The following is a 6297-nucleotide window of genomic DNA, read 5'->3' on the forward strand; positions in this document are numbered from 1 at the left end:
TTTTCTGCAGTTGGCCGACCGCAGACTTATTTTACCAGAAGGTCTTTTTATATGTAATTTTTCTACACTCCCCGGCAGAGCCGGGGGTTGTTTTTACGCTTAAGCAAACAAAACAAAAAAATATAGCAAAGAATTAGGATTTGCTATGTTTTTTTTAAATAGAACAAATCGCTCTGGTATTTTAGATGCTGGCCCTATAGGTGGATACAATCAAAGCGGAATGTATAAGATTGATTGTCGTTTTAATAAAACAGCCTTAATTGAAAAACTAATTAAAATCTCAGCATATAGAAACAAAATAAAAATATACAATCAGGATATTTCTGTCTTCTTAAGACGATTTTTGCCACAGGAAAGTCCAAACAATGATATTTTTATTTACTTTGATCCTCCTTATTACGAAAATGGCCAACGCTTATATTTAAATTCATTTTCAAAAAGGGACCACGAAAAATTAAAAGACAGCGTAAAATCACTCAATTGTAGTTGGATTATGACATATGATGATAATCCGCAAATTGAGAGATTATATGCTCTATATCCAAAATACCATTTTTCTATAAATTACAGCCTATCCAAAAAAAGAAAGGTGGTGAACTTATGATTTTTAAAGATAAGTCTTGTATACCATCCGCTTCTATCTTTAACAGCTTATCGAAATCAGTTTTTTTTGATATTAACCATTTGGAGGCTAACAAAATGAGCGATTGCAGATTTTGTACAATAGTGAAAGGCGAGCAACGACCTGAGAACAAAAAAATTGCAGAAAGCGAAAATTATTTTGCCATTTCATCGGTTGGTGCATTAGTTGAAGGCTGGGTACTTATTGTTCCTAAAAAACATTGTTGTTCTATGAAGAATATATATTCCGAAAAGGAATTTAAAACTTTTACAAATAAGATTATACATGCATTGTTTAACTGCTATGGCTCTATCATCGCTTTTGAACATGGTCCTAATCATGAAGGATCTGAAACTTCCTGTGGAACAAATCACGCTCATATTCATCTTGTTCCATATCATTCATTGGTCCGGAAACTTGATAATATGAATCTAGAATGGCTAGAATGTCGTTCATCTCAAGTGCATAAACTTGTGAGCGAGAACGAATATCTTTTCTATTGTGAACCTAATAAAGAATGGAATGATCCTGTTGGAAAACTGCACATTTTAAATAAACCTATTTCTCAATTCTTTAGAAAAGTCATTGCCGAGGAAGAGGGAATTCCTGAGAAATTCAACTATAAAACAAATCCTGACATTACGCTTACACTAAAAACAATTGAAACATTAAACAGTTTTTTTGCGCAGCCTCAAGAGGATTGAAAATGATTGATGAAGCAAAAAAAACTCTCAGCATGCAAAAGATAACGCTGAACCTTTTATTAACACTGATGGGCGAAATCCCTACGATTGGAAGTCAAAATATCCTGACGAAGCACGCAAAGAGATCAGGCTAGAAGCCATATATATCGGAGTTGTTTTAATTCTCTCTCTCTTGGGATTATTTTTTAATTGGTGTGGATATATAAGTCATTGGCTGATGATTGATTTGCCTCGAATTGTTTCTTTTGAAAACATTCTATTTTACTTTTTTTCAGGATTATTAGGTGGAACTATTTTCGGTATAAAATACTTTTACAGGGTCGTAGCAAGAGGATATTGGGCCCAAGATCGAAGATATTGGAGATTATTTTCCCCATGGATCTCATCCTGTATATCTCTTGTTATTGGATGCATGGTTATTACTGGCTATATTAGCTCAAATCAATCCCCTTCCACTGCAACAGGTGTATGTATTGGTTTTATTGCTGGATATTTTGCTGACGAAGCCGTTGGCAAGATGTCCGAAGTTGCAAATGCTTTATTTGGTTCTAGTAGCAAAGTAAAGTGAGGTCATTAGATTGGAACGCTCTTCTAGATTACATCCAACAAATTCAGTGATCTGGGTTACACATACTGGCATTCAAACTATTGATGCTCAAAATGTCACTATAGACCTTATAGGCGAAAAAGCCTTTGGCCTAGCTTCACTGCCCAAGGATTGGACGTTGCCCTTTTTTGTCGTTTCAGATAAAATGTTTGATGACTATATTGAAAATCCATCTTCTAAAACCTTAATATCCAAATGGAGAGACAATGTAATCGCTGCCGCAACATCTTGTGGGATAACGCCTGATGATCCAGTTATTGTAAGATCAAATGCGCATTCAGAAGGATTAGCAGAACGCGGTAAATTTATTTCTGTTACGGGAATATTTCATGAGTGGCCTCAGCTAGTTAAGCATTGTTTTGACGATTCCATAAAACAAGAAAGCTCAAATAATATTCATATGCCGGTAATCGTCCAAAAGAGAGCAACAGCATTGTTTTGTGGCCACATTACAAACGAACGACGTGTAGCACCGGAAATCCGAGACTGGAAAGGAGAAATCGAGACAACAATACCAAAGGTTTTTTCTATATCGCTACGCAACTGGAGAAAAAAAATAAATACAGAAAGCTATATCTATTCTCCATTAGTTTGCCCCAGAGATAAGTTAACTAAAGATATATTGGCCATTCCATGTACATGGGCCACTAATCAGCGGCTCCGTGTCCATTTCGAATGGGTATTTGATGGAAATTATATTTACTTAGTTCAAGCTGACGAGGAAATTGCAACCGACGGTATTAATCCGATGGGACGTTCACGCAATACCGGAATAGCAGACAATTTCATAGATAATGGATTTCCCCACTGTCTTCATCTATTGAAAGCAGAAGATACTGATCGTTATAAAGCATACGCAAAAATCCAAAATCCTTTATTGTATCACCGCATAAAACAAAGTACCGCTCCTTTATATATTTTAGATGATGAAGAGACGCTTCAAGCATTGTCAAATGGAAAGATAACAGATAAACTAGAAAAAGATCTTCATACTTTAACAATACGTCCTTTGATCATTAGAACTGACATTGCAACTTTTGATAAAGAAGATCGACAATTACTACCACGCACTAATGGCATCAAAGATGTAGAAACCGCCAAATCCTGGCTCTGTAAAAGTTATGCAGAATTAGAAGGTCAACTAGAAAAAAAGCCCATTTTTATAATGCATAATTACATACCGGCATTTTCTTCCGCATTTGCTTATGCTAGCCCTAAAGATCCAGTAGTTCGAATCGAATCATTATGGGGCTTACCGGAAGGCCTATATTACTATAGCCACGATAAACACTTAATTAATACTAAAAATTCAGATATATTAAAACTTGATAAAAGAAATTTTGACATAAAAAGTTATATAAATTATAAAAAATACTTTGTATTCCCAGTTCAAGATGATAAATGGGAAGTACAAATATTATCTAGTCCATTTGATTGGAAACCAGCTATTCCTGAAAAGAGTTGGATCCAGGAAATAGCATATGTCACTCGATTAATTTCAGAAGAGGAGGGGCAAAGTGTTAGCGTCATGTGGTTTGTCGGCGTGGATGACACAACATATAAATGCCATGTCTTTCCATGGTATCATGAGCCTTTCCAATACAATGAAGATCAAACTACCCCCCGCAATAAATTATCGTTTGAAAGGACATTTGCCATCCATAACTTACAAGATCTTGAACAATTAAAAAAATTTGCGCAAAATTCAAATAAAAGCATTCGAAATATTCAAATACAACCCACTGATGTAAATATATTAAGAGAACGCTCGGTTATTGATATAATTGGAGCCACAGCAAAGTCTTTAGGTGCAAATATTTTATTGGAGGGAGCGATCCTCTCACACGCATACTATCAGTTAGTGCGAACAGGTGCGAAAGTTGAAGTTCGATATCCTTTTGATAAGAAACAAAGCTTAGAATTCAACAAGCTGGTAAGAGATAAGATTCCAGAAAAAATACAACGTCACGGTGAAGAGGTTATTGCATCCCAACTGGACAAGGAAATTTTAGGGCAATTACTAAAACGTAAGCTTGTCGAAGAGTCTTTGGAAGTTCTTGATTCCGTAAATATCGATGATCTTATTATAGAACTTGCTGATGTTCTTGAAGTTTTTGATGGTATTCTTAGTCAAAATCAAATAGATATCCAGACAATCCTTGACCAAAAAAAGAAAAAACGCGAGAAGTCAGGCGGTTTTGACCATGGAGTTTATTTGAAAGCAACTTCCAGTCGAAGGCTTTCTAACAAAGGGAAAATCATTATTGATAAGAGCCCTATAAATATTGATCAAAGAATTTCAAAATCAACAGATTTACGGAAATATTCAAACGCAAATGAGTCTTTAACTCGAATAAAGGTTCCTGTGACCTTAGATGAATGGGAAATACACCCAAGCGTAAAAGCAGAAAATATTGATATTATACTTAAGGGTAAGCGGAAAAATGGTGTCTGGCAAATTGATATTTCTGTTTTTGAGGAAGCAGAGCAGATGTCTTTTTTTGACAAATGACAAATAATAAAAATTTATAACCTTCCCATACTCCTTGTACTCCTTGGAAAATCTGATCACAGCTCATCTAGATCAAACGCTGCTGTGAGCTTTAGCAATGAGATTTAGGCCAATGATGAAGACATTTTTCCTATATGCAAAGTTAAAAATATTTAGTCTACTTAAGCTATCCTACTTTTTCTTAATATTCGTCATGGCCAGTTACAATACTTCCAGCAGACTATCATTGATGTAAAAGATTTGGATATGCTTACCTTGCACAGTGGGTGGTTAAACCCTTCAACGGTATTGGTGGAATAGATCAGCCGACAGACTTCCTAGCGATATTTGAAGTTAAATGCTCAGTTTTTCCGTCAGTGTTCTGGGGTTATCTTTTGCCCCAACGTTCCCCAAATGTCAGAAGGAAATTCACTTGTCTAAAGTGGCGTAGACTGATCTCAGATCAGCAGGATAGCTTTGAAGTCCTTTACTTGCTGTAAGTATACAACTGGCGGATGGTGAGTCTGAGGAATATACTGCGTGGGTGGTTGCGTCAAATTATGTGAGTTTATCAGTGCGAACAGCAAAAATATTCTCTATACCACATTTTTAAACCATTCAGTAACAGTTGCACAGAACTTTGTACTCTCATTTTTCGCCGACTCTCATTCTTAGGACATCCTGCCGTCTATCTAGCTTGACCCCTAATCGCAGCCTAGACAGCCTTCTTCACGATCTGCTCCTCGGACATGGTAGTGGATGGCATTTAAAAATACTGCTACATAGATGGACACCAAAGGCTACTGTCACTCTTCTGGCCAACTGTGCTGTTAACTCCATAAATCGTCTCCAGTGGTGATATCCTTGGTGTACAATGGTCAAGATTTTCTCTCGACCGTGCATTCTCTTCTAGATTGTGATTCTTCTTGGTTATGTTCTTAACATCATCACTACGGGCCCGCAAAGGATTTATAGAACCTTAAAGACCTTCCTCTTTCATGTTTTTTCGGAGTCTGCAGTGTTGCATAAAGACTATCAATTTTATTGAGGTATTCCACCATTACATGGTGTTCGAAAAAGCCTTTACTCCCGTTCGCTTCATGGTGCGTCTATGGGATAGAAAGCCTTCTTTGAAATAATCCCTCAAAATCTCATTTAGGGTGCGTACTCAAACAGCAGTTTTGGCTTCCCAGCATTTCCACATTGCAGAACAGCTTTGAAATTTCACACATATACGGCCGTTTTTTTCAATTGGTATGTGGCTTATTCGCTGCTCATTCGATTATCAGTGCCATCTTCAAGCTGCACTCGCTTGCTCGTTCGAGTCTTATCTGCAACTCAATTTTGCCAGCTACTAAGAGATTTTGGACTGAATCAAATACAAAGTGCATATCCATTTCTTCATTTTTCAAGAATAGAACGTATAACCGATATTTTTGCATTTATAACGTATGTATCAGAGGGGCTCGTTCAATCTTCAAATGCGAGAGCGTTCGGTTCGCATCCGAGAGGTCATGGGTTCGAATCCCACTAGGTCCACCAAATCAGAAAAATCCGAACCTTTTTCCTGTGGGAGAAGGGTTCGGATTTTTTGTTTTTATCGGGGAATAAATCCCGGTACGGCTTCTCCCGCTGCAAAGCGACGTAAGGGAAAGCAGGCTATCCGCCCCCTGCCTTAAGAGAAATGTGATCGAAACAATGACGGGGCTGCTGCAAAACAAACGTTGAGCAGCAGCCCCTTTTCCTCAGCATCATCGTAAGCGCTCCATAATCCCCCGACTGTAAAAAAGTACTGACCTGTGAGAAAATAAGAGAAAGTATCAAAAGTCTTAGAAGTCTTAGAAATCTGAGAAGTCTCGCAGGGGTAAAAAAT

At 37.2% G+C, this 6297-nt stretch carries 6 protein-coding genes; 5 read left to right on the plus strand and 1 reads right to left on the minus strand.

What is annotated here, in order from left to right; all coding sequences use genetic code 11:
- The first annotated feature begins 145 nt into the window (after nt 1–145).
- The 5 genes from B5G28_RS14595 to B5G28_RS14610 all read left to right on the plus strand — a co-directional run bounded on the left by B5G28_RS14595 (nt 146) and on the right by B5G28_RS14610 (nt 4445).
- Nucleotides 146–604 carry a DNA adenine methylase gene (locus B5G28_RS14595; protein ID WP_242967636.1) on the plus strand — a complete coding sequence of 153 codons (459 nt, stop codon included), beginning with the start codon at nt 146–148 and terminating at the stop codon, nt 602–604.
- On the plus strand, nt 601–1326 hold the full coding sequence (locus B5G28_RS14600; RefSeq protein WP_144265565.1) for a hypothetical protein: 726 nt from the start codon (nt 601–603) through the stop codon (nt 1324–1326). The genes B5G28_RS14595 and B5G28_RS14600 overlap by 4 nt, the downstream gene beginning before the upstream one ends.
- 2 nt (nt 1327–1328) lie before the next feature.
- Nucleotides 1329–1460, plus strand: coding sequence for a hypothetical protein (locus B5G28_RS15160; RefSeq protein ID WP_255396780.1), 132 nt, complete (start codon nt 1329–1331; stop codon nt 1458–1460).
- 83 nt (nt 1461–1543) lie between these two features.
- Nucleotides 1544–1894, plus strand: a complete 351-nt coding sequence (locus tag B5G28_RS14605) for a hypothetical protein (RefSeq protein ID WP_144265566.1) — start codon at nt 1544–1546, stop codon at nt 1892–1894.
- 10 nt (nt 1895–1904) lie between these two features.
- Complete coding sequence (locus B5G28_RS14610; protein ID WP_144265567.1) at nt 1905–4445, plus strand: nucleoside triphosphate pyrophosphohydrolase; 2541 nt, start codon at nt 1905–1907, stop codon at nt 4443–4445.
- A 1654-nt stretch (nt 4446–6099) separates the two neighbouring features.
- Here the strand turns inward: B5G28_RS14610 and B5G28_RS14880 are convergent.
- Nucleotides 6100–6297 (minus strand): hypothetical protein (locus B5G28_RS14880; RefSeq protein WP_204228882.1); only part of this gene is annotated, 198 nt, incomplete at its 5' end.

The organism is Faecalibacterium sp. An77 (assembly GCF_002161315.1).
Lineage (GTDB): Bacteria > Bacillota > Clostridia > Oscillospirales > Ruminococcaceae > Faecalibacterium.